20 protein-coding genes, 3 tRNA genes and 2 pseudogenes are annotated in these 22,380 nt (G+C 55.9%); 9 read left to right on the forward strand and 16 right to left on the reverse strand.

The window, feature by feature from the left end:
- Positions 1-11: 11 nt before the first annotated feature.
- Positions 12-1,463 carry a peptidylprolyl isomerase gene (locus ACC569_RS05395; RefSeq protein WP_372522475.1) on the reverse strand — a complete coding sequence of 484 codons (1,452 nt, stop codon included), beginning with the start codon at positions 1,461-1,463 and terminating at the stop codon, positions 12-14.
- A gap of 174 nt (positions 1,464-1,637) precedes the next feature.
- Complete coding sequence (locus ACC569_RS05400) at positions 1,638-4,595, reverse strand: hypothetical protein (RefSeq protein WP_372522476.1); 2,958 nt, start codon at positions 4,593-4,595, stop codon at positions 1,638-1,640.
- 25 nt (positions 4,596-4,620) lie between these two features.
- On the opposite strand from ACC569_RS05400, the gene ACC569_RS05405 reads away from it, so the two are divergent.
- From ACC569_RS05405 to ACC569_RS05420, 4 genes are all read left to right on the forward strand, one after another.
- On the forward strand, positions 4,621-4,824 hold the full coding sequence (locus tag ACC569_RS05405) for a hypothetical protein (RefSeq protein ID WP_372522477.1): 204 nt from the start codon (positions 4,621-4,623) through the stop codon (positions 4,822-4,824).
- A 217-nt stretch (positions 4,825-5,041) separates the two neighbouring features.
- Complete coding sequence (locus tag ACC569_RS05410) at positions 5,042-6,436, forward strand: sigma-54 interaction domain-containing protein (RefSeq protein WP_372522478.1); 1,395 nt, start codon at positions 5,042-5,044, stop codon at positions 6,434-6,436.
- Positions 6,437-7,055: 619 nt separating this feature from the next.
- Positions 7,056-7,340: an IceA2 protein gene (locus tag ACC569_RS05415; RefSeq protein ID WP_372522479.1), complete on the forward strand. Its 285-nt coding sequence runs from the start codon at positions 7,056-7,058 to the stop codon at positions 7,338-7,340.
- Between the two features lie 298 nt (positions 7,341-7,638).
- On the forward strand, positions 7,639-7,851 hold the full coding sequence (locus ACC569_RS05420; RefSeq protein WP_372522480.1) for a hypothetical protein: 213 nt from the start codon (positions 7,639-7,641) through the stop codon (positions 7,849-7,851).
- Between the two features lie 52 nt (positions 7,852-7,903).
- Here ACC569_RS05420 and ACC569_RS05425 read toward each other — a convergent pair.
- From ACC569_RS05425 to gltX, 3 genes are all read right to left on the reverse strand, one after another.
- Positions 7,904-7,979: transfer RNA gene (locus tag ACC569_RS05425), tRNA-Glu, on the reverse strand.
- A gap of 58 nt (positions 7,980-8,037) precedes the next feature.
- Positions 8,038-8,113, reverse strand: a tRNA-Ala gene (locus ACC569_RS05430).
- A gap of 40 nt (positions 8,114-8,153) precedes the next feature.
- Positions 8,154-9,572, reverse strand: a complete 1,419-nt coding sequence (gene gltX / locus ACC569_RS05435) for a glutamate--tRNA ligase (RefSeq protein ID WP_372522481.1) — start codon at positions 9,570-9,572, stop codon at positions 8,154-8,156.
- A gap of 119 nt (positions 9,573-9,691) precedes the next feature.
- On the opposite strand from gltX, the gene ACC569_RS05440 reads away from it, so the two are divergent.
- Positions 9,692-9,766, forward strand: a tRNA-Val gene (locus tag ACC569_RS05440).
- An 87-nt stretch (positions 9,767-9,853) separates the two neighbouring features.
- On the opposite strand, the gene ACC569_RS05445 is transcribed toward ACC569_RS05440, so the two are convergent.
- Complete coding sequence (locus tag ACC569_RS05445) at positions 9,854-10,612, reverse strand: hypothetical protein (RefSeq protein WP_372522482.1); 759 nt, start codon at positions 10,610-10,612, stop codon at positions 9,854-9,856.
- A gap of 300 nt (positions 10,613-10,912) precedes the next feature.
- A pseudogene (locus ACC569_RS05450) lies at positions 10,913-11,718 on the reverse strand (IS3 family transposase); the annotation flags it as partial.
- 407 nt (positions 11,719-12,125) lie between these two features.
- On the opposite strand from ACC569_RS05450, the gene ACC569_RS05455 reads away from it, so the two are divergent.
- Positions 12,126-12,713 carry a 2OG-Fe(II) oxygenase gene (locus tag ACC569_RS05455; RefSeq protein WP_372522483.1) on the forward strand — a complete coding sequence of 196 codons (588 nt, stop codon included), beginning with the start codon at positions 12,126-12,128 and terminating at the stop codon, positions 12,711-12,713.
- Positions 12,714-12,798: 85 nt separating this feature from the next.
- Here ACC569_RS05455 and ACC569_RS05460 read toward each other — a convergent pair whose 3' ends face one another.
- From ACC569_RS05460 to ACC569_RS05485, 6 genes and pseudogenes are all read right to left on the reverse strand, one after another.
- The gene (locus ACC569_RS05460) at positions 12,799-14,205 is read right to left on the reverse strand and encodes an FkbM family methyltransferase (RefSeq protein ID WP_372522494.1); all 1,407 of its coding nucleotides are present in this window, start codon (positions 14,203-14,205) and stop codon (positions 12,799-12,801) included.
- A 33-nt stretch (positions 14,206-14,238) separates the two neighbouring features.
- Positions 14,239-14,385, reverse strand: a pseudogene (locus ACC569_RS05465) (SEC-C metal-binding domain-containing protein); the annotation flags it as partial.
- A gap of 303 nt (positions 14,386-14,688) precedes the next feature.
- Positions 14,689-15,279: a hypothetical protein gene (locus ACC569_RS05470; protein WP_372522484.1), complete on the reverse strand. Its 591-nt coding sequence runs from the start codon at positions 15,277-15,279 to the stop codon at positions 14,689-14,691.
- Positions 15,280-15,359: 80 nt separating this feature from the next.
- Positions 15,360-15,587: a hypothetical protein gene (locus tag ACC569_RS05475; RefSeq protein WP_372522485.1), complete on the reverse strand. Its 228-nt coding sequence runs from the start codon at positions 15,585-15,587 to the stop codon at positions 15,360-15,362.
- Positions 15,588-15,652: 65 nt separating this feature from the next.
- Entirely contained in the window at positions 15,653-16,480 is an 828-nt protein-coding gene (locus tag ACC569_RS05480) for an ABC transporter permease (RefSeq protein ID WP_372522486.1), read from the reverse strand.
- Positions 16,477-17,247: an ABC transporter ATP-binding protein gene (locus ACC569_RS05485; protein WP_372522487.1), complete on the reverse strand. Its 771-nt coding sequence runs from the start codon at positions 17,245-17,247 to the stop codon at positions 16,477-16,479. Before ACC569_RS05485 ends, ACC569_RS05480 begins: the two co-directional genes overlap by 4 nt.
- 209 nt (positions 17,248-17,456) lie before the next feature.
- On the opposite strand from ACC569_RS05485, the gene ACC569_RS05490 reads away from it, so the two are divergent.
- Positions 17,457-18,302, forward strand: a complete 846-nt coding sequence (locus ACC569_RS05490) for a metal-dependent hydrolase (RefSeq protein ID WP_372522488.1) — start codon at positions 17,457-17,459, stop codon at positions 18,300-18,302.
- 165 nt (positions 18,303-18,467) lie between these two features.
- Here ACC569_RS05490 and dnaQ read toward each other — a convergent pair whose 3' ends face one another.
- The 3 genes from dnaQ to ACC569_RS05505 all read right to left on the reverse strand — a co-directional run bounded on the left by dnaQ (position 18,468) and on the right by ACC569_RS05505 (position 20,623).
- Positions 18,468-19,211 carry a DNA polymerase III subunit epsilon gene (dnaQ, locus tag ACC569_RS05495; RefSeq protein WP_372522489.1) on the reverse strand — a complete coding sequence of 248 codons (744 nt, stop codon included), beginning with the start codon at positions 19,209-19,211 and terminating at the stop codon, positions 18,468-18,470.
- 185 nt (positions 19,212-19,396) lie between these two features.
- Positions 19,397-19,834 carry a ribonuclease HI gene (gene rnhA, locus ACC569_RS05500; RefSeq protein ID WP_372522490.1) on the reverse strand — a complete coding sequence of 146 codons (438 nt, stop codon included), beginning with the start codon at positions 19,832-19,834 and terminating at the stop codon, positions 19,397-19,399.
- A gap of 18 nt (positions 19,835-19,852) precedes the next feature.
- On the reverse strand, positions 19,853-20,623 hold the full coding sequence (locus ACC569_RS05505) for a class I SAM-dependent methyltransferase (RefSeq protein ID WP_372522491.1): 771 nt from the start codon (positions 20,621-20,623) through the stop codon (positions 19,853-19,855).
- A 34-nt stretch (positions 20,624-20,657) separates the two neighbouring features.
- Here ACC569_RS05505 and gloB point away from each other — a divergent pair, with 34 nt between their 5' ends.
- Both gloB and ACC569_RS05515 read left to right on the forward strand, forming a co-directional pair.
- Positions 20,658-21,431 (forward strand): hydroxyacylglutathione hydrolase, encoded by a 774-nt coding sequence (gloB, locus tag ACC569_RS05510; RefSeq protein WP_372522492.1) that lies wholly within the window; start codon positions 20,658-20,660, stop codon positions 21,429-21,431.
- 298 nt (positions 21,432-21,729) lie between these two features.
- Positions 21,730-22,380: transglycosylase SLT domain-containing protein (locus tag ACC569_RS05515; protein WP_372522493.1), on the forward strand; the 651-nt coding region annotated here is incomplete at its 3' end.

The raw sequence follows: 22,380 nt of genomic DNA on the forward strand, positions 1-22,380 counted from the left end.
GGATATTACACCTACTGATTAACGTCACTCTTTTTAACGTCACTTTTTCCCGCGCGTTCCTGAGCAGGCGACGAGGTCTTCTCTAACTTCTTGCGGTTGGCGTTTATTTTTTCCTCTTCTTTCCGGACGATCCGTTGAAACACATCGGCGTAGATCTCAACCGGAAACACATTCTTTCTCAGGTTGACCACATATGCATCTTGTTTCTCACGCAGGAGCATATTCTTTGCCCTCTCCCACGTATCCTTATCCTTGATATTCTGATACTTGGCATCCCGTGCCTCCAGCACCTTGACGAGGTGCCAACCCGCGGGGGATTCGACCGGACCTCCCAGATCGTCAAGCTTCAGGGAGAAAGTCAATCGATCGAGTTCTGGAAAACCGGTTCCCTTGGCGACCCAGCCAAACTCTCCCAACGTCTGCTTCGCGTTCGGGTCAATGGAATACTTCGCGGCGGCCTCGAAAATCGTGATCTCGCCGGATTGGATCTTTTTCTTGACGTCATCGGCCTCCGCCTTGGTCTTCAAGACCACCATCTGAATCTTGCGGGATTCCGGAACCTGGATCTTTTCCTTGTTCTTCTCAAAATACTCCTTGATGTCCCGGTCGGACGGCTCCATTTCTCCAAATAGCTTTGCCTTGTACAGACTCACCAAATGGACCTTCTTGAATTCACGAACCCGGAAGAGATAGGTCGGAACCTGATCCAGCCGGGCCGTCTTGGCCTTGTTCACGGCGATATGCTCATCGATGATTCCATCCAGGACCTCGACCCTGCCCTCTACCGAACGACTCTTATCGGAATCCGTTAACCCCATTCTGAACTCACCCCAGGTGATTGTCTCTTGATTGATCCGGGCCACGACTTCGCTGCTGACACGTGATGCATCTCCTTTCGGATCGAGCTTCGTTTTATCCACGACGATCTCAGCCCCCTTCCGCAATTCCTTTTGCAGGGCGGCTCTCTTGGTCTTGAACCGTTCTTTTCGAATCGTGGCCTCGATGCCCATCCGGATTTCCGGAGTGAAGGGGGTTCCCGCAACAATATTCTGCTTAAAGTAATTCCGGACCTCGTCATCGGTCACCGTGATGTCTCCAATCCCGTGCTTCTCCCGATAGACGGCGGCCAGATTAGCTCTGGAGAAGTGTTCCACATCGTTTTGGTAAACCGGATTATTCTGCATCCCCTGCTTCAGGGCATCCAGGTATAGCAGATCGGCGCTTATCACCTTATCGAGCAGGATAAGCCTGGCCTCATTCCTCGCCGGGCTTCCGGGAGGGGGAATCCCCATACCGACCAGATCACTGCTATTGATCATGATCTCGATCTCGCGGAAGGTGATGGTCTGGTCCCCGACCCGAGCGATGACATCGTTGGGCTGCGCGAGGGCACCTGCTCCCAGGGGGAAGGCAATGCCCAGGAAAAAACCAGCGATCAGAATGGTGGCAAAGGAACTTTTCATAGGATTAGTCATTTGAATAAAGTCCATCCCAGTTTGATTCAAGAATTCGCAGCCGCCTGAGCGGTCCCGAACGCGAAACTCAGCGAGCCCCAGGGATTAAACCACAAAAAAATGGAGGAGAGTATGCTCTCCTCCATTTGTTCCTGCTTTACTTTAACGGCCTGGACCGGAGGCTTACCACCCGCAGGTCGAACCCGTCTTCTTCACCGTCACATAATCCCAGACCGTTTGAGCAACACGGCCTTCGGTGACGTGCCGCTTCCATTCCACGTCGCTGCAGTTGAGTAGACTGTAATGGGTGTTCCCGTCCGCACGGGTGGTGTTCGTACTGGTGGTGCCCGCGGCCAAGTCCGCGTTGTGGCAGATCGTACAGAAACCGTTCTTCAGCGGATTTCCGAAAGCGGGATCACCGGAGACATGACCTTGCAGGCTGATCTCCACCTTGTCCATCATCTTCCGCGACGCCTGGCTATTCATGGCGTGGCATAGCCAATCATGATCGGTCGCCGAGACCTTCGGCGCGTTATTCAAGTGGCAGTTGAGGCAGTAATCCTTGGTCGGATCGGCCTCTATCGTGAAGGTATGCGCCCAACTGACCGCCTTGTCGAAGTTGGTAGCAATCTTCGTTCCAGTGTACGTCAGATTGTTAATGATACTAGGCACACCAAACTTATTAGCCACATGACAGCTCCCACACTTCAACGGCCCATGCTTGCCGTCCGTGTTCAAACTGGCCGCCTGCGCATAGGTGGTGGTGTCGATGTCCGGGGTGACCGGGTAGAGCCCATGCGTCGACTCGTGGCAACCCTGGCAGGTGATGTCCTGATGGCCGCGGGAGTAGCGGAACAGCGAGGCCTTCCGCGGGTAGTTGAACGGCGGGAAGGGATTGATGTTGCCGCTCTGCTCCGTGAACGGCGCCTTGTGGCAATCCGCACAGTGCGGTTCACCCGGAGACAACCAGTGATCACGACCGTCCGTGGCCGCAGAGAACGGAACGGGCACCGCCGTGCCGCCGTTGTGCTCGGCATTCAATACGGCCTGGGCCGCGGCCACGCAATCCGGCGTGGTGCAGAAGTCGAGAATACGGACGCTGATGTCACCATCCGCGTCGGTAGTCACGAAGGGCCCACCACCGCGTATTTCGATCGTGGCCACGTTAGCATCCGGAAATGTGCCGCTGAACGCGGCATACGTATCGTCGTTGGTCTTGGGGTCCAACCAGGCGATGGCCTGGGACAGCGAGACGCCCACGGCATGGGCCACATCATTCAGCGTCGCGTTGACTTTAGGCTCCCGGACGTTCCCCGGATCTCCGGGTTTTGAGTGGATGAGATCCTTGACGTTCTCCGCTCTCCAGATCTCCTGGCTGAACTGGGTGTGGCAATTGGTGCACCAGATGCCCTTATAGGTACCGGTATCTGAGGCAACGTTATTCACCAGCCAGGTGCCCACGGCATTCAGGTGCGGTTGCGCGGACAAATCCACGTTCTTGTTGCGGTTGGAGTGCACGTCCCGACCGACATAGCAGCCGCCGGCGGCGTCGCGGTTGTCCCCGTTTGCAAAGGCGTTCAGTCCCAGGGTGGTGATCGGATAACTGGTGAGATCGCCATCGGAGCGGTGCGCCGGGTGGCAGCCTTGGCACGCGCCGTTGCGGCTCAACGAGTCGCTGAACACGCGGTCACTGTGAGCACTGTGCAGAGCCTCAGTCAGCGGTGGGATCACGGTTCCGACCGGATCGTTTCCCTCCGCCACGACTCCCACCGTGGCCGATTTCACCTTCGCGATCACGTTGTCCGCATGGCACTTCTGGCACAACACGCTCTCATGCCCGAGGCGGGTGACCTGGGGGAGACCAGCACCACCCGTCTGCGGCCAGTTGGCCGTGAACGAGGTGCCATGATGGTCGTCGTGGAGCGCCAGGATGCTGTAGGCCGTTCCCTTCAACCGCGAGTACCAGTCGGAGTCGCCGGCGGCGGTGTTGATGCCGTAGTACGCGTTCCAGAACTCGATTTCCAGCTGCGCATTCGCCTGAATCGCAGCATGCTCTGGGCCACTGTTCGCAGGGTTGTTGGCCGAGACGACGGTAGGGCCGAGGGCGTGGCAACGTTCACAGTTGGGGATATCGATGGGGGCGGTCCCAAAACCGATGATCGGATTGCCGTTCTGCAGCACCGCCGTCCCGATGCCGCCCGGCTGGGTCGAGTCGAAATTGTGCAACTGGGCGTTCATCTTGACATACGGCCGGACAGTACTCTCGTTGATCGCTCCCGGGTTGCCAAAGAAATTAATGGTGTCCTCAAATGGGTCCAACGGCAGGCCCAGGGCCTCCCAGATCCGGGGAGAGGTCAGCATGACCGGCAGATTTTCCAGAACTTTCATCTGGGTGAAGACCACGGTGCCAGAGTCACCCGAGAAGGTCAGAACATTGTTGAGACCGCTCACGGCTCCGGGTCCCATGGGGTGAAACGCGGGACCGCTGTTCTGCGGCAGGATCGTCGCGAACACCGTCGACGCGTACGTATTCGGCATGCCCAGGCGGATCTTGTTCTTCTCAAGGCTTGTGTTGGCCGAATTGCTGCCACTCAAATCGCTGTATATATAGAGATGGTTCAACCACGCGTTGGCGTAATTGTCCTGGGGCTGAGACCCGTGATTACCATCGCCCAGCACCACATTCGTTTGGCCATCGTAGGTGCCGTATTGAATTTTGTTGCCCGTGTCTACGGCGGCGGCGTCGAGTATGGTGTTCCACATCAGCAGGGAGTTGCCTTCAACGTGGCTGATCAGCGTGCTTGTCTGCGTAGCGCCGCGCCCGTCGTTCCGGGGCTGGGCGTCGTGCCAGTACCGCAATACATACTTCTTGAAGTGCCCGTGCGCATCCAGTTCGGTATCCCGTAGTACCGTGGGCCGACCGAGAAAGTCGAGCCCGACGTTGGGATCGGCGTCCAGCAGCCTGGGGAACGCGGTTCCATTTAGCGGTGATTGTTGGGTCTTGACCACCTGGGCCAGGATGGAATTGTACGGCGGCAGCACGCAACAATAGGAGAACTCGAACCCGGTGCAGTGCATGCCCAGTTCGTAGTTCATCAATATATTGAAGGTGTTTTTGGGCGGCGTCGGTCTACCAAACATTAACGTTGCATCGCTGGAAGAGACCGTGTCGGCCCATGCCTCTGCAGCAAATCCGACGGTCGATGTAAGCAAGATACCGATTGCTGCCGACAACAGACGTTTGCCGCGCGCGGTCTTCAGTTGCGGTTTCATTGACTCCTCCTTAGTTGTTCATGCCCATGGCGGGGAACATATTTTCCAAAACTATAGCAATCTGCGTGCCAATAATTTTTTGCAGAAAAAGCCGTGAAAACAGCATATCTACAAATACATTGACGAATTTGTCAGTCAGGCGTATGACATCCATGTCATTCACATGACAGAAATGTCAGTTTGAATTTAATACTGACAATCTATCGGAGTATCGAAGCCTCGCGGATTTACCACCGTTAACAAGAACGCTCGAAAGAGCAATAAGTAATCAAACCGTGGCATTAACAGCCAACGGCGCACTGAAGGAGACGATTATGAAACGGAACACCGTGTTTGAGTCGTTGATCAATACCCAAGAATCACCCGCCGTTATTATCGACGAGCATTATAAGATCATCGCGGCTAACCGGGCCTACTGTACATCCTACGGCGTGGAGGCGGATGCGATCGTCGGACGCTGCTGTCACGAAATATCGCACCATTCACCCGTACCCTGTCATCTTAATGGTGAAGATTGCCCGCATAAGGCGGTGATGACCAATAACAGCCCGTTCGAGGTCATGCACACCCACTATGATAACGCCAACCAGCCCGACCGCGTGCGTATCAAAGCTTATCCGGTCGTAACCGCGAACGGCGACCGGTTTATCCTTGAAAGCATCCATCGCTTGGCGCCTGCCGTACACCCGACCTGCGAAGAAATGCGCATGGTCGGGCGCTCTCCCGTGTTCCTGCAATGCGTTGAAATTCTGACACTGGCTGCCAAATCCAACGTGCCCATACTGCTTTACGGAGAAACCGGCGTTGGTAAAGAAATGGCCTCACAGTACATCCATGGAGAGTCGGCCCGCAGCACCAAACCTTACGTTGAGCTGAATTGTTCCGCAATCCCGGAGACTCTGTTCGAGAGCGAACTATTCGGCCATGAGCGCGGCGCCTTCACCGGATGCGCGGGGCTCAAGCCGGGGCTGTTAGAAACGGCGGACAAGGGTACACTGCTCCTCGATGAAATTGGGGAACTGCCGTTGTCCATGCAGACCAAGCTGCTGCGTGTGTTGGATTCCGGCGAGTTCCGGCGCCTTGGCGGGACATCGGTGATCAAGGTTAACGTACGCATCATCACCGCGACTAACCAGAACCTGATGGCCATGGTGGCTGATGGCAGATTCCGCGAAGATCTCTATTTCCGCATAGCAGGCATCAAAATTCATATTCCACCGTTACGCGAGCGGCGGATGGATATTCCCGCTCTGGTGAAGGTGCTGATCAAACGCATGTGCGACCGGGACAAGGTGGACCGTTGCCATGTGACCAAAGAGGCGATGGAACGCCTGATGGACTACGACTTCCCCGGAAACGTGCGCGAATTATTGAATATCCTGCAACACGCCTTGGCATTGAGCCCGGACGGCATTATTACCCCCGAACATATCCGCCTCGACGACCATCACGCGAACGACCACGCACGCCGTTCCGCCTACACAACCGCGCCGGCTCGTCAGGCCTCTCTAGCGCGAGAGGCTTCCGGCACAGAAACGGATGCGCCCCGGTCGCTTGTGGATGCCGAAGCCCACCATATCGCCAAACTGATGCAGCGCCACGACCACAACCGGCACGCCGTGGCGGAGGCACTGGGCATCAGCGAACGCACGCTTTATCGCAAGATCAAACGCTACCATCTCAATTCTCACGCAGCCACGGTGGAGTAACGTCTGATTCGCGACCGCGTGCGCCCAAACGTGGCTCGCGTTCGGCAGCCCAGGATTCGTTCCTGATAAACCGGCTGCAACCCTGCAGCTTGCTCGCCCCTTCAGGCCAGTCTGCGTCCGTCCAAACTTCTCCTGGAAAATTTTTCTCATTCCTTCTGAGAAAGAATCGTCGAAACACAAAGGGGCCAGCTCACGTGGGTCCTTTTGTGTTTGGCGTTCCCAAGAGAGTTTGTCAACTATATAACCCCCTGTTAATACCCTTTTGAAGGGGTGGTGCCTGAACCCAGGGAATACCCAATTCCGCAGACTTCTTAATGATAACTGGATCGGCCGCTATCGCGACTTTTTCCAAAAGCCGAAAGCCGCTTGAATGGCCATTCGCCATGGACGTCGTTGCCAATGCCAAGCTCTTGATTTAAGTCAATGAAAAAGTATCCATTGCAATTACTATTGATCAGCAACCTGCAGAAACCGGCGCACACGGAAGCAGCCTTGTGTCAATTTCCACACAACGAGCAGAGCCGAGATCTTTCTAGGTTGTTGCCATAGGAATTTGGTCGGCCGTCGTCAGCGCCGCAAGCGCGGCATTCGGTGGATACATGAGCAAAGGAGAACAGTGATGGGGCTTGTGCTTAAGATAGTCAACGGCAGGGTTGAAGAGTATGAGGACGGCGCGTATCGACGTTCTTATGGGTCAAATATTCAAGACGCGGATACCAATGGCGGCATTGTTGCCGTCGTTACGGCAGACGGTCGGGTCGAGGAATATAGGGATGGCTCGTGCCAACGTTCCTACTGTTCAAACGCCAAGAAGGTTCGGATTTCAGGGGGAAGTTTAGCCGTGACGCTTCGGGATGGGCGGGTCGCAGAGTATGAGAACGGTTTGTGCCGGCGAATGTATTAGAAAATGATGGCGATAGGTTACACGTTCCGATAAATCAGCCCTACGCGCGGCTGTGAGGCTTGGTCCGAGAACATCGTCGATGTGATTTGTATAACCCCACCCATGAGAAAGCCTAACCAATTGACGCGCTTGATATTTTTTATGCCCACTAATTCGCTTCTATCGGACACCATCTAAATATTTTGGTCGGTATTGCAACGGCGCAAAGTTGACTTCCCCAGTGCAATATTTTGAGTAACGTCAACGACGCGGAAGATGTGTATGGCGATAATTTGCTTGTAATCAAGAAAGGCGTGCTATGGAAATAATCTATTGGATCGTGACGTTGTGGGTTATCGTCGGCTTTATCGTGGCCGTTGCCTTCGGCTTCTTCGCGGACAGGGGCGCGGATAATGACAGCTCGGTTAGTACAGTTAAGCATCTCGGCGGCTTCCACCGCCATCCGGTGCCTAGCGCGGTGAATGCCAGGCACGCGCGGCCGGTACTTCGTGGCGTCCAAAAATCCGCTTGATACTCAAATGTGCCGTGGAGGTTTTGACCTTACCCCACTTGGTGTGGAAAACTGGCGTCCCCAAGGAGATTCGAACTCCTGTCGCCGCCGTGAAAGGGCAGTGTCCTAGGCCTCTAGACGATGGGGACGGATGATCTGACTGAAAAAAAACAAAAGGGTTGTCCGCACGCAACCCCTTGTGTGAAATGGTGGAGCTAGCCGGGATCGAACCGGCGACCTCATGCATGCCATGCATGCGCTCTCCCAGCTGAGCTATAGCCCCTTCAGAGGCGCGCTACTTTACATGCCCGTCCACCGGCGGGTCAAGCCGTAACCGGTTGTTTCCTTATATATTCCAAAGCGACGTCGAGCCGTTCAAGTGTTTTCTCACGCCCGACCAGCATCAGCGTCACGTCGATCGGCGGCGAGACCGCCCGGCCCGCCACGGCCACACGCAACGGCTGCGCGATCTTGCCGAGCTTAAGCCCTTGCGCCTCGGCAATGCCGGCGACCACCTCGTGAATCGCCTGGGCCTCCCACAGCGGCAGCACGGCGAACCGTTCACGCAGATCCTTGAGTGGCTTTTCGGCCTCCGGTTTCAGGTGCGACGCGGCATCCTTGGGATCGTAGTTCGTAAAATCCTTGTAGAAAAACACGCTGTTCTGCGCCATCTCGGCGAGGGTCTTGGCGCGTTCGCGCTGGGCCTTGACCACCTCGATCAGGTCCGGCCCACCTGACGCGGGGTCAATTCCCTGCTGTCCCAGGTGATAACTCAGATGATGGGCCACGTGCTTGGGGTCGCTGTTCTTAATATAGTGTTGGTTGAGCCAGGTCAGCTTTTCGGGATTGAAGGCCGCGGCCGAGCTGTGCACCTTGGTGACATCGAACAGCTTGATCATCTCGTCGATGGAAAAAACTTCCTGGTCCCCGTGCGACCAGCCGAGGCGCGCGAGGTAATTGAGCAGCGCCTCGGGCAGATAGCCGTCCTCGCGATACTGCATCACGCTCACGGCGCCGTGGCGCTTGGACAGGCGCGCGCCATCCGGTCCCAGAATCATCGGCACGTGTGCGTAAACCGGTGGCGTGAAATTGAGCGCCTTCAGCATGTTCATCTGGCGCGGGGTGTTGTTGAGATGATCGTCGCCGCGGATCACATGGGTGATCTTCATGTCCATGTCATCCACCACGACAGTGAAATTGTAGGTCGGTGAACCGTCACCGCGCGCGATGATGAGATCGTCCAGCTCGCTGTTCTGAAATATCACACGCCCGCGAATCAGGTCCTCCACCACCACTGCCCCATCGAGCGGATTTTTGAAGCGCACGACTGGCGCAACCCCCGCCGGCGGGTGGGGCACGCCGTGACGGCACTGGCCGTCGTAGCGTGGCTTTTCCTTGCGCGCCATCTGTTCGGCGCGCAACTGCTCCAAGCGTTCCTTGGAACAATAACAATGGTAGGCCTGCCCCTGCTTGAGCATCTGCTGGATGACTTCCTTATAGCGCGGGAAACGATGGGTCTGGTAGAACGGGCCCTCGTCGTATTCCAGCCCCAGCCAGGTCATGCCCTGCAGGATCGCGTCCACCGACTCGGCGGTGGAACGCTCGAGGTCGGTATCCTCGATGCGCAGGATGAAGGTTCCGCCGTGCTTGCGCGCATACAGCCAGGAAAAAAGCGCGGTGCGCGCGCCGCCGACATGCAGATAACCGGTGGGGCTCGGGGCGAATCGGGTGCGGACGGTCACGGAAATGGTTTGGTGGTTGGGAAGGACGCCTATGGTAAAGAAAAACGCCGGCAAAATCAGCAGAATTGACGCTTATTCCCCGCAGGCAGTAAACTTGCGCGCTTGTTTTCCCCGCAAAGGGGCGATTAGCTCAGCGGTAGAGCACTGCCTTCACACGGCAGGGGTCGCAGGTTCGAACCCTGCATCGCCCACCATCTTTTCAAACACTTAACGAATGGAATCTGCCCATCGTTACAGTGCTGTGATCGAGATTGTGATCGTCTGCCTTAAATTCCGTTGCGTCATGTATGAGGAGCCGTGATGGTAAATGGCGGGCGTTTCAGTTGCGGTATAGGAGGCACGGCAGAGCCAGTAACCGTAAGGTAACTCATGTCACCTATTGTGGCCGCATAACCTAGCCAATAATGTGTGGCGAAAATCTCCGATGTGCTGTAGGGCGCATTACCGCCGACATTAATATTGGGAGAACTAAAAACAGCATGTTTATCGACGAAATCTTCGTGGGCTTTCCAATCTTTTTTGTATTTCATGATTACAGTGCCCGGCTCTATACGGGCATACCCTGGGTAAGCGCGCTCGAATTCTGAGCAACCTCGCTTCAACGTGACGGGGACAGCGGGCGAAATATCATCTGACACCACCTGCCTTACAATGTCATAGACTTCTTTTGCTTCCTCGATGCCTCTGCAGTAGATAAAACCCTTGTATGTTCCAGAACAAAAATCTCTGCTCTCGCACATACATTTTCGAGTGTTATCGTTAGGAAGCTCAAGCTTCTCAAAAATCATCAAGAGTTTGAATAGCTCCACTACGGTACGCGGCTCTATTAAAACCTTGCAACAATCAAAGCAATATTTTGGTATAACACCGAACTTATTAAATACAGTAAAGTGACGGAAGCATCCAGCAGGGTGCTGGTCTTTCCAGAGTAGCCCCGATATCCCCCTGAATATTTGGAGTGAGGTGGGGTCGCCCCCATAATTACCTTGTTTAGCCAATTTATCCTGGAACAAATGCCTGACATTTTCGTCTGGTATCACGAGTAAAACTCCGATAGTTGGCTGGCAATATCCCAACCTTGAACTAAGTTCGCGACACTGCTGACCCGTCCGCTATCTTCGGGCCATTCATTCCTGGAGAAATGGCATATTCTGGTTGATGATAATCGAGCAGGGCATTCCCTGCCAGTTATTCGAAATGGAGAGCGTGCCTGCTACGTATCACCTTGTGAGGCAGCACTGTTATTCACTGAATGGCTGCTTTATGGAATGTTTCTGGCAAATCAGAACACGCAGGCGTGAAAACACATTAAGGCATAACGCTCCACCCGACGTCCCCCCGCGCAATACATCCGGCAGTCCCCGCTCGGCCTTCAGCCGTTCAAAGACACGCACCAGGCGGGCCGCGCGCAGAGAGGTGTCGATCTCGATGGCCAGGGCCTCGCGGTTGTGGTCATCGATCACGTTAAACGTGCGGAAACGGGTACCGTGATAAAGCGTATCGCTCATAAAGTCCGCCGACCAGACTTGATTCAGGCGTTGCGGGACAAGCAGCGGCTCACGCACGCGCTCGGGGAGCTTGCGCCGGGTCCGGCGCGGCTGGTTCAGCCCCAGGCCACGGTACACGCGGTACAGCCGTTTGTGGTTCCAGCCCAGACCCCGAGGGCGCAGCGCATCCACATACTTCCAGAAACCCCAACGCGGATGCGCGTCGACCAAGGCGTTAAGGACTTCGATGATCTCCGCGTCCCGTATCACCCAGTCCAGCGGCGCACCGTAATACGCGGCGCGGGACAGCCCCACGCAGCCACAGCTGCGCGTCACCGATAACCCGTGAGCCTCGTTCATAAACACCGCCGCGGTACGCTTCTCCGCCATCGTCAGAGTTTTTTTTCGATCAAATCCTTCATCGCCCGGTTCTCGAGCGCCAGATCCGCATACATCCGCTTGAGCTTGGCGTTCTCGACTTCCAGCTCCTTCATCCGCTTCACATCCGAGGCCTCCATCCCGCCGTACTTCGATTTCCAGTTGTAGTAGGTCGCCTCGCTAATGCCATGCTCGCGGCACAGGTCCTTCACTTTCAGCCCGGCATCGGCCGACTTCAGGATCGCGACAATCTGGGTCTCGGTGAATCGTGTCTTTTTCATCAGGGCCTCCTGGGCTTATAGTGCCAGAAAGCTCTACTTCCGATCTGTATGCTAGGAGGGGAAGCTTACGGTTCGGCTCAGGACTGATTTGTCTGTCCAACGTTACAAGCGACGCAAACGTAATCTCACCGCGGTACAGACTATATAATTTAGATGACTATCCAAACCGGGATGTTTAAATCAGGACGTTATCCTTTTTTGTAAACGCAAAGGGTGCGAGTGAATGTCCGCCAGATTGAGCCTTGGTATCCTTACTGTCCTCAATTATAATGCCCGAGTCCAGTTAACATTAAACACGGGCTGATGCTTAGTGACTTCAAAAGAAACAACAACATCTGCAATGATGCAACAAGGTACCTCACACCTGCTCCACAATGGCTGTACTCCCTCTATTCACAGGACCTGCTATGACAAGCGACGCAACAACAGCACAATCCGGCCAAGCACAACAGCGTAATGACTCAGTAACCATGATCACGACGGTGGAGAACTGGTTTTCCACCGAGGAGTGCGAACGCGTAATTGCCTTTGGCGGCTTTACGCAAGAAAAACAGGGTACTGTTGGAGCGGAACGCGCTGTCTCAAACGCGAGGAGTTCACAGATACGCTTCATTCCGCCTGGCGAACAATCCGCGTGGATATACCAAAAGATCGAGTCTACCCTCGCCCACATGAATAAGGCATACCGCTACCATCTTACTGGAATCGAGCTGATTCAGGTCGCACGTTATGACGTGGGCTGTTACTACAACTGGCACATGGATCTTGGCCCTAACAATAATTCACTGCGTAAGCTGAGCCTGTCAGTTCAGTTATCTAATGCAGAGGACTATGAGGGTGGAGATCTGGAATTCATGAATTCCACACCGCCTTACCATAGAGGGCGTGGTACTCTGATTGTTTTCCCGTCATTTTTGACGCACCGAGTCACGGCTGTAACTTCCGGTGCACGCCTGTCACTGGTGGCGTGGGTGACAGGCAATCCTTTCTCATAACTCGGAAAATTGTGCTCCCAGAAAATCCAATTCCTGCCACTTTTCTAATTCCGTCGGGTCTCGCTGTCAATTATGCATTTGGTCATCAAGATTGAAGCCCATACCTCATCTGAATAAGCTGACGCCGCCTCTTCATTTCCGGGCTTGCGAAGCCCGTACGCAGAAGTCCTTCGAGGTTACGGAGGCTCCCTTTCCCGGTGTAATAGGAAGAATATGACTGCAATGATTCTCCATGATCAAGGAGGGATGCGACTATCCAAGCGCCAAATCGATTCTCAGGATTGATATCATCAAAACGTTGAGATACAGGAAGGAAAGGCTCATCAAGCGTCGTGGGCCGTTGCTTGGTACACAAGTCCATTGCCTGAGCCATTATCTCTAACGTCTTTACACGTTCCCCGAGTTCCCATGAGATTCTCGCGAAAGTACATAAACGTCCAAGGTTCGGGGATTCTTTACAGACCGTTTCAAGTTGACCATGGGATGCCTTTAATGCGGCATAGCGGGAAGCAGGGCTTTGTTTGAGATCGTGAGCGAGTGTGTATAGCTCCAAGGCTTTTTTCAGATCCATCCATCTAGCCATAGGTTGCTCGGCAATTTGTTTACTCCAATTACCTAACATACTCTTTGCAAATGATTTGGATTCCAACAGGTTTTGCCATAATGAGCCGTTAAATTCACGCGGCAAAGCCATATCAGTTTGCGAGTTAGCCAACATCCCCCATTTTTCTAACAGTTGGGCGCGGTCGTTTTTGCAGCAGAAAAGATTGATCAGGTATGCGTCCGGTGCCTCTGTTGAATCAAACGGGACTAACAGATTCAATCCAGGAATTAATCGATAGGAACGATATCCCAGATCCTCAAATTGACGTATCAGAGCGAGGTTTACTTGCATTACATGCTTGAATTCGTACATAACTAACGGTGACTCTTTCGCAAAGAATGCTGCCCCGCCATTGATTATGTTACTCTCTTCGCCCTCTGCATCGAGTTTGACGAACTCTATTTGTTCGCACCTGTGTTCTAGCGTATATCGGTCCAGTGTCGTTAACGACACATCCTCTGATTTAAGAGCACTGCCATTTTCATGGCATAACATGTTCAATTCGGAATTCTGATCTAAACTGAGTTTCGCGGTACCACTTCTATTGGATAATGCGCACTGGATCACGGTTGTATTGATGAATTTATTAAGCTCTATACTGCGCTTCAGAAAAGAAACCGTAGAAGAGGCTGGCTCAAATGCCCATACATGACCATTGGCGCCCACCTTGCTGGCCATGGATAAGGCATAGAGGCCATAGTTGGCTCCAATATCGATAACCCTCATTCCCGGCTGCATTAGTTCACGCACAAACTTGATTTCATCCTCAAACCAGTCTTCCTGCTCTCGTACGACGTAGGATGTAATCAGGTCGAGTGAATTAGGGACTACAACCACTACGTCGCCATGAATCTTTGCGATGAGATCCTTCTGATCTATCGAGCGCATGTCTGAGGAGAAAGACCGGGATTCGTCCGAAATCTTGCCGCAACACCTTTTATATTTTAGGCCACTGCCACAAGGACAAGGTTGATTACGTGTTGGATTCACAAGTGAGCCGGTCAAATGATTTGGTAGGTATACGGTCCTAAAAAAAACGGCGCCGCATCTGCATTGTGCCCAATACACTGGACGATTGCGAGATACTCGTCAACCATTTGGACTACAACTGTGCTCAATTTGTGCTCAACAGCACTATTCTCCAGCTCATTTCACCCTATTCCAGCCAACATGAGGCAATATCAATAAACCCTTAAGTAGTAGGCTGAAGTGAGTAGACGTAAGCCGAAATAGTTGCCGTAGGTAATGGGAATTGATTCACACGGCAGGGGTCGCAGGTTCGAACCCTGCATCGCCCACCATCTCCCGATTTCCAAACAGAAAGGGCCCGCTATGCGGGCCCTTCTGATGTCTAACCTTAATTATTGGCGTTCAGTGAGCTCGTTCGACCCGTTCCGGTCGCGCGGCTCGTTCCGGACGTCCGTCAATATCAGGCCCTCCGATCTTATCAGCCTTTGGTGACGACACGGCCTTTTCAGACTTTTCAGATTTCAGCGAACCCGGTGATTTTTCCGCGCGAGATTCCTTCTTCAGCTCGTTGCGGCTATGGCTGGCGGCGCTGACGACCGGACCAAGCTTGAAGCCAAGGCTATTGGCTATCTTTCCCCACCCCATCTTCTGGCTCCGGAGCGATTCGATTTTATTCAACGCATCCGTCATCGTCGGGTAGGTCTTGGCATCGGTTTGCGTCAGACGTTGAGCCATGGCGAGTTCGATAGTCGTCTCACCCCAGCCTTGCTTCTGGGCGCGCAGACCCTCGACCACACTGGGATCAACATTGAACTGGCTGGAAAGTGACTTAACCTTGTCGCTTGACGCAGTCGATGAGGTGCCGTGGTCGATTTCCTGCTTTATGGTCTCCAGTTGTGTTTCGTCCGAATTGGCTCTGGCCCATACCGGCACTCCCAATGCCATGATCAGAAACAGGCTGCCTAACAGGGCTGTCGTGATATTTCCTTGCATAGTTACCTCCTGACTCGTGTTGCGGAAAGGCTTATTAACGCACATGCAGGTTGCAAGTGAACGACCGTTCGGCAGGTGGATCAGGCCTCCCACTCCTCCAGCGGCGAAGAAGGCGGGCGTTTGTCGGCAATCAGGCGCTTGGCCTTGGCTTGATCTTCCGCAAACGCCATGCGCACCGCATTCGGATTGTCCGGTGATTCGGCGATACGCAGCTCGCGGCAGAGATCTTTCGCCTCCTTGTATTGCACACAGGCTTTGACGAGAGTGAATTTTCTGTCGGCCGAAATCTTGAAAACAAAATAAGGCATGGCGTGCGTGTTCCTGTAACGGTTGGAAAGCCCGGGAATGCTACCCCGGCGTCATCCGGTTGTCATCATTCGCCGACGTGCAGCAACTGGCCGCGCACCCGCGCGATCTTGAAGAACGCGAGAAACGAAGCAAAACCAGCAGCGAGATAAACCACGTTGAGCAGCGCGGCATGCAGCAGCAAGTCCACGCGAAAGACATGGTCAAACAACACCGCGCGCATGCCCTCGAATACATGACTCGACGGCAACACCGCCGCGACATATTGCAACCAGACGGGCAGGGTTTCAATCGGATAATACACGCCGCTGACCGGCTGCACCGCGAAGATGGCAATCCATGCCATGCTTTCGGCGCCGAGACCGTAACGCAGCACAAAGCCCGAGACCAGCAATCCGATCGACCAGCCCATGATGATGAGATTGATGAAGAAAGCCAGCAGCGGCAGGCCCATGCTGAAGATGGAATAGTGAAACAGCGGAATCGCGATGAGCGCGGCGCCGCCAACGCCGATCAGCGTACGGATCAGGCTCATGGTGAGCAGCGCGCAGCCCAGCTCGAATGGCCGCAGCGGGCTGACGAACAGATGCCCCAGATTGCGCGACCACATCTCTTCCATGAACACGAGCGAAACGCCGAGCTGGCTGCGGAACAGCACGTCCCACAGCAATACGCCGGAGAGCAACACGCCCGAGGCCTGCGCAATCCACGAGCTGTGACTGACCAGGAACACCGTGATGAATCCCCACAGCACCATCTGCACCGTCGGCCAGTACACGAGCTCCAGAATGCGCGGACCAGAGCTGCGCAGCAGGTAAGTGTGCCGCAATACCAGCGCGTAGATTCGGCGCAGCGAGGGAGAAAAACCGGTGTGTGTATGCGCCAGCCCGGTCATTGTTTCACCACGTGCTTGCTGTCCGGGGTAATTTCAAGATGGCGTTGGCGCGCGATGTCGATGAATACTTCCTCCATGTTCTGCCGCCCGTAGCGCGTCAGCAACTGCGCCGGCGTGCCGCGATCCACGAGCTTGCCGGCGCGCAGCATGATGACGTCGTCGCACAGCCGTTCCACCTCCGACATGTTGTGCGAGGCCAGCAGAATTGTGGTGCCGGTGCGTTTGCGGTAAGCCTCCAGCATGCCGCGCACGTAGTCCGCCGTGTCGGGGTCGAGCGAGGCGGTCGGCTCATCGAGCAGCATCAGCTCCGGCTCATTCAGCAAAGCCTTGGCCAGCACCACGCGCGTCCTCTCGCCCGCCGACAGTTGCCCGTAGGGTCGGTTCAGGAAGCGCCCGATCTGGAGCTCCTCGCTCAGGGTATTGATACGCGCCGATATATTGATAATCCCGTAAAGACGCGCATAGACCGTGAGGTTTTCGCGCACCGTCAACCGCCGCGGCAGGTCCACGTACGGCGATGAGAAATTCAGGCGCGGCAACACCTGGTAGCGATCCCGCAGCATATCCACGCCAAAGATCGAAATGCTGCCCGAGGTCGGCAACAGCAGCCCAAGCAGCATGGACAGCGTCGTGGTCTTGCCGGCGCCGTTGCCGCCGAGCAGCGCGGTGGTGGAACGCAAGGCGACGTCAAAGCTGACGTCATCGACGGCAATGACCTTGTCGAAATGCTTGCTGATGTGGGAGACGGAGACGACCGATGGCGACATTGACGCGCAGATTAGCGCAGACCGGCGCGCTTGTCAGCTTGTCAAGCCCGAAACCGGGAAAGACATTCTCCTCCCGACACGCGCCGGCTCTTGATCAAACCGGGGACATCTGGTTTAAGCTGTCATGACGGAGACATGCCCGGTTCATCGTGAGACGATACCGGCGTTTCCGGGCTCATGGAACTCACTCAAATAATATGGAGCACAACATGAAAAAATCATTCATCCGGATCGCGGCGGCTTTGCTGCTGCTCACCCTCGGCGGCGCAGCCTGGTCGGCCGACACCACCCTCACCTGGCACGGGCATGCCGCGTTCGAGATCGTCACTCCGAAAGGCAAGGTGCTGATGATCGACCCGTGGCTGAAAAACCCGATGAACCCGAAAGCCAAGGACGGCAAGGACCCGCTGGCCGCGATCACCAAGGTGGATTACATCCTGATCACGCACGGGCACTTCGACCACGTCGGCGACGCCGTTGAGATCGCCAAGAAAACCGGCGCGCGGTTGGTCACGAATCCCGCGCTGGGAAAAAACATGGAAAAGTTGCTGGGCTACCCTAAACAGCAGATGGGTTACGACACACTTATGGAAATGGGAGGTGAAATCACTATTGCCGATGGTGAGGTTATCGTCGACATGGTGCCGGCCGTCCACTCCAGCGGGATGGGTAATCCACTCGCGGGTGAGAAAGAACCGGAAGTGGCCTACGGCGGCAACCCGGCGGGATTCGTGATCAAAATCAAGAACGGGCCGACCATTTACCACAGCGGTGACACCGCTTACTTCAACGACATGACGCTGATCGGCGAACACAAGATCGACGTCGCGCTGATCAACATCGGCGGGCATTTCGGCATGGAACCGGCGATGGCAGCGCGCGCCGCCAAGGCGGTGCACGCCAAGGTCGTCGTTCCCCAGCATTACGGCACGTTTCCGGTGCTGACGCCGGACGCCAAGGGCTTCGCGGAAAAACTCCGCAAGATGGTCATCCGCTGTCGGGTCATGAAACCCGGCACCAGCCTGACTTTCAAGGGGAAGAAACTGGTTAACTAAGAAAGTCCCGGATAAGTAACCCGTTCGCCCTGAGCTTGTCGAAGCCTGTCCTGAGCCGGCCGAAGGGGGCGAACGGAAAACTGTGATTACCCGATATCAGATCCGCTCATGACTCAATAGCCCGTTCGTGCTTCGACATGCTCAGCACGAACGGCCGGAACCTCACTATGAAGTGAGTTCAATTTTTTTCCACACACATTTCCCGCCGCTTTTCTTGTCGAGTTCCTCCAGCCACGCCTGATGCGCGGCCAGTTCCTCGGCATTCGCCGGAATCACCGGCAGCTTCGGACGATTGGGGTCGAGGCGGCGGATATCCGAAGGCGCGACGACGTTGGTGGCCGTGGCGTTTTTCAGATGGCTGTGGGTATCTTCGAACAAACCGGTCTGGCCACCGGTCATGGCGAGATACACGTCCGCCAGAATCTCGGCGTCGAGCAGCGCGCCGTGCAGCGTGCGGTGTGAATTGTCCACGTTGTAGCGCCGGCACAGCGAATCGAGGTCGTTCTTCTGACCCGGATGCATGCCGCGCGCGAGCTTGAGGGTATCCACCACTGTGCAGAAATCCTCGACGCGCTGCGGCGACTTGCCGTTTACCATTACGGAAAGCTCATTATTAAGGAAACCGAGATCGAACGGCGCGTTATGGATGATCAGCTCCGCGCCCTTGATGAATTCGAGCAGGTCTTTGACGATGTCGGCGAACTTCGGCTTGTCCACCAACATCTCGTTGGTGATACCGTGCACCTCCATCGCGCCCTGGTCGATCTCGCGCCCGGGATTGATATACTGCTGGTAGCGGTTATTGCTCGCGCGGCGGTTGATCAGCTCCACGCAGCCGATTTCAATGATCCGGTGGCCCTCGGAAGGTTCCAGGCCGGTGGTTTCAGTATCGAGAATTATTTGGCGCATTGGGCGATTATTATACTCGTTGTTTTATTTGTGTCGCCGAAGGCGATTCGATTCAAATTAATATCCCCCTCACCCCTGTTATTCCCACCGGGGTGCAAAAGAATCATTTGCACCCGTTCGGCGGCGTGAATGTCCACCGGACATTCACGACAACCCCGCCTCACTTCCCGCAAGGGGAGGGAGTTTTATTCCAACATCTCCTCAATCGCCCGATTCGCCAGCTGATCGGCGCGCTCATTCTCCTCATGTCCGCTATGCCCCTTGATCCACTTCCAGTGAATCTTGTGCTTGTGCGCCGCTTCGTCGAGGCGTTGCCACAAATCCTGGTTCTTCACCGGTTTCTTGTCCGCGGTTTTCCAGCCGCGCCGCTTCCAGTTGGCGAGCCATTCGGTGATGCCTTTTTTCACGTACTGGGAGTCGGTCGTGAGCGTGATCTCGCACGGGCGCTTCAAGGCTTCCAGCGCCTGGATCGCGGCCATGAGTTCCATGCGGTTGTTGGTGGTTTCGCGCTCGGCGCCGTAGAGTTCTTTTTCGTGATCGTCCTTGAACAGGATCGCGCCCCAGCCGCCGGGACCGGGATTGCCGCGGCAAGCGCCGTCAGTGAAGATCGTGACTTTATCCAAGCGAGGTGCGGGAACGCGTTATTGTTTTCGCTGAAACGGCAGGATCATCCCACGCGCGGCCGGCTGCGTCGCCACCGAACCGACCGCGCGTTTGGTTTTCCAACTTAGCGGCAGCGGCGTAACGCCGACGACGCGCTTCTTCGCGACCACGAGATACACCCCCGCCATCATCGGCCACCAGCGGTCGCCCATCTTGTCGAGGAAGTGCAACCGGTGCATGAAGCCTTCGTTGCGCAACGGAGGCCGATAATAGAGCATCGTGCCGTGCATGGTCTCGAAGTCGAGCAACGCGAGCCAGTCCTTGATGCGCGACAGGTGGAAAAATTTTCCGCACCACGGCGCCACACGCGGGCGGCGCGCGGTGAGCCGGCGGAATCCCCACAGGCTCATCGGGTTGAAGCCGAGAATCACGACGTGGCCTTCGGGGCGCAGCACGCGGCTGACCTCGCGCAGGACCTGATGCGGGTCGTCGCAGAAATCGAGCGTGTGCGGCAGGATCAGGACATCGGCGCTCTTGGTGTCGAGCGGCAGCGCCTCGGGCTGTCCGCGCACCACGCAGCCGTCCGGCCCGGCGTGGTGATCGAGCAGGATGCGCGTGGGGGCGATGCAGGCATCCATCAGGTCGAGCTGGCCGATCTGGCCGAGCTGGGCGGCCACCGTGCCGTAGAGGTTCGGCAGCACGGCGCGCAGATGCTGGACCTCCTGCGCCTGCAGCGTACGCCCGAGCGGCGAATCGAACCACTCGCGCAACTGGCGCCACTGCGTGGTACAGGAATTTGTCTGGCTCATTGACGTTCTCCCTGCGGGCTCTCAAACTGGATGCATGACTGATGTTTTACACGTCTGCGCTTTCGAGGACAACTATATCTGGCTGATCCGCGGGAAATCCCCGGACCGCGTGGCCATCGTCGACCCCGGCGATGCCGACCCGGTGTTGGCGGCGCTGGAAAAACAGCGCCTGAAGCCCGCGGCCATCCTCTGCACCCACCATCACGGCGACCACGTGGGCGGCGTGGAGGACATACTCAAACATTATACTGTCCCGGTGTACGGGCCGGCGCGCGAGCGCATCCCGGCCGTTACGCAGCGGCTCAAGGAAGGCGATCACGTCGATCTTCCCGAGCTCGGTCTGGGATTCGACGTGCTCGATGTCCCCGGCCACACCGCCGGTCATATCGCTTATTATGGTGCGGGCATGCTGCTCTGCGGCGACACGATGTTCTCGGCCGGCTGCGGGCGGTTGTTCGAAGGGACCGCGGAACAGATGCTCACCTCGCTTTCCAAGTTCAGTGCCCTGCCGGAAGCGACCCGAATGTACTGCGGGCACGAATACACCGAGGCCAATCTGCGTTTTGCGCTCACGGTCGAACCGGACAACGCCGACAGCCGCGCGCATCGCGACTGGGCACATGCGCAACGGGCACGGAATCTGCCCACCCTGCCCTCGACCATCGGTCTGGAGCGGCGCATCAACCCGTTCCTGCGCGCGGGTCAGGCCAGCGTGCGACGGGCCGCTGAGAAATGGACCGGGCGTACACTGGGTCCCGAGGTGGAGGTATTCGCCGAAGTGCGCCGATGGAAGGATGGTTTCAGATGATGAGCGGTAGGCCGGATCGACCTGTCGTCGGCAAATAAATCCCGCCTGAAGTTCCCTCGGCTGGACAATTTCCCATAAAGGTAATTTACTTAAACTATGTTGTTCAACCGGTTGACGTTAAACCATCTTCACCCTACTATTTACTTACATGCATTGGCTAAGAATCAAGAAACAGGTCCTGCCCGTTGTTGTTCTCCTAACCCTGGCAGGATGCGCGACAACCTCCCCCGAGACCGCCAAGAAAGCCCCTGAACCGACCCCGGCCCAGGCCGCGTTGGCTGCGGGCGACGTATTGGCGTTGAGCGACATAAAATTTAAATCCCCTTCTCCGGCGTCCATTCAGTTCGAGAGCGACAAGTCCGCCGATACCAAGCCTGACATCGCCAAGAACGACGATTCCGACATCTGGGTCAGGCTGCGCAAGGGCTTCACCATGAAACCGCTCGACAGCCCGCAGGTCGACCGCGAAATTCAGTGGTTCGTCAACAATCCCGAGTACATGCAGCGCATGATGGATCGCGCCAAACTGTATCTGTATTACATCGCCGATGAAGTCGATAAACGTGGCATGCCGATGGAAATCGCGCTGTTGCCCGCCATCGAGAGCGCCTACAAGCCGCACGCCTACTCCCGCGCCCGCGCCGTCGGCCTGTGGCAATTCATGCCGCGCACCGGAAAGCTCTACGGCCTGAAGGCGAACTGGTGGTACGACGGCCGCCGCGACGTACAGGCCTCCACTCAGGCGGCGCTCGACTACCTCGAGAAACTCTACAACGATTTTGACGGCGACTGGCACTTGGCGCTAGCGGCCTACAACGCGGGCGAAGGCAAAATCGGGCGCATGATGAAATACAACGAGCGCAAGGGAAAATCCACGGATTACGAGTACCTCAAGCTCAAGCGCGAGACGCAACATTACGTGCCGAAGCTCATGGCCATGGTCAGGATC

The organism is Sulfuricaulis sp. (assembly GCF_041499725.1).
Taxonomy (GTDB): Bacteria; Pseudomonadota; Gammaproteobacteria; order Acidiferrobacterales; family Sulfurifustaceae; genus Sulfuricaulis.